This is a genomic window from Kitasatospora sp. NPDC017646 (genome assembly GCF_044329365.1).
Taxonomy (GTDB): Bacteria; Actinomycetota; Actinomycetes; order Streptomycetales; family Streptomycetaceae; genus Kitasatospora.
In genome coordinates, this window is the sequence record NZ_JBIRJC010000131.1 from 1 (window position 1) to 1,760 (window position 1,760).

Sequence of the window (1,760 nt, forward strand, 5' to 3'; positions counted from 1 at the left end):
CATGATGGTCTTGATGCCCATCCGGCGCAGCTCGTCGAAACGCTCCCGCATGCCCTCCTTCACCACGTCCTTGAGGTGGATCACACCCAGGACCTGGGCGGGAGCGTCGCCGATCTTCGTCGCGACGACGAGGGGCGTACCGCCCGCGGCCGAGATCCCGTCGACGAGCGTGGACACCTCGTCGGTGACCCGGCCCTCGTTGGCGGTGACCCAGTTGGACACGGCCGCCGCCGCGCCCTTGCGGACCTGGTGCACCCCGTCCGCCTCGTCCAGGTCCACGCCCGACATGCGGGTCTGGGCCGTGAACGGCACCCAGGTCGCGTGCGCCAGCTCGCCCTGGGCCCGGGCCCGTAGCCCGTACTCGGTCTTGGCGAGGACCACGATCGAGCGGCCCTCCGGCGTCTCGTCCGCCAGCGAGGACAGCTGCGCGGCACCGGCGAGCTCGTCGGTGGAGACACCGCTCACCGACAGGAACTCGGCGGCCTGGCGGTTGCCCAGGGTGATGGTGCCGGTCTTGTCGAGCAGCAGGGTGTTGACGTCGCCGGCGGCCTCGACGGCACGCCCGGACATCGCCAGCACGTTGCGCTGGACCAGCCGGTCCATGCCCGCGATGCCGATCGCCGAGAGCAGCGCGCCGATGGTGGTCGGGATGAGCGCCACGATGAGGGCGACCAGAACGATCATCGACTGCGGGGCGCCCGCGTAGGTGGCCATCGGCTGGAGGGTGACGACCGCGACCAGGAAGACGATGGTCAGCGAGGCCAGCAGGATGTTGAGCGCGATCTCGTTCGGCGTCTTCTGCCGGGCGGCGCCCTCGACCAGGGCGATCATCCGGTCGATGAAGGACTTGCCGGGCTCCGAGGCGATCTTCACCACGATCCGGTCGGACAGCACCTTCGTACCGCCGGTCACCGCGGAGCGGTCGCCCCCGGACTCGCGGATCACCGGCGCGGACTCACCGGTGATCGCCGACTCGTCCACCGACGCGACACCCTCGACCACGTCACCGTCACCCGGGATGACCTGCCCGGCCTCCACCACCACGTGGTCGCCCAGCCGCAGCGCGGTCCCGGGCACCTCCTCCTCGTCCCGGGTGGCGGGCCAGTCGGTGAGCCGGCGGGCGACGGACTCGGTCTTGGTCCTGCGCAGGGTGTCGGCCTGGGCCTTGCCGCGGCCCTCGGCGACGGCCTCCGCCAGGTTGGCGAAGACCGTGGTCAGCCACAGCCACACGGTGATCGCCCAGGCGAACACCGACGGGCTGGCGATCGCGGAGACGGTGGTGACGACCGAGCCGACCTCGACCACGAACATCACCGGGTTCTTGACCATCACCCGAGGGTCGAGCTTCCTCACCGCATCCGGCAGGGACGCGACGATCAGCTTCGGGTCGAGCAGCCCACCGGAGACTCTGTGGGGCGCCGCACCGTCGGTCTTGCCGCCCGGGGAGGGAGAAGACGAGGGAGAGGGAGTAAGCGTTGACGAGGACATCAGGAGGAGAGACCTTCCGCGAGCGGCCCGAGGGCCAGGGCCGGGAAGTAGGTGAGACCGACGACGATCAGGACGACGCCCGACAGCAGGCCCACGAACAGCGGCTTGTGGGTGGGCAGGGTGCCCGGAGTCGCCGGGACCGGCTGCTGCCCGGCGAGCGAACCCGCCAGCGCCAGCACGAACACCATCGGCAGGAAACGGCCGAGGACCATCGCCAGGCCGAGCGCCGTGTCGTACCAGTCGGTGTTGACGGTGATGCCGGCGAACGCCGA

Annotated in this window: 2 protein-coding genes; both read right to left on the reverse strand. The window is 70.7% G+C overall.

From position 1 onward, the window contains the following. The coding region (kdpB, locus tag ACH4J0_RS43125) for a potassium-transporting ATPase subunit KdpB (RefSeq protein ID WP_396246650.1) at positions 1-1,488 on the reverse strand (1,488 nt) is incomplete at its 3' end. Beyond that, positions 1,488-1,760: potassium-transporting ATPase subunit KdpA (locus ACH4J0_RS43130; protein WP_396246651.1), on the reverse strand; the 273-nt coding region annotated here is incomplete at its 5' end. The genes ACH4J0_RS43130 and kdpB, both read right to left, overlap by 1 nt.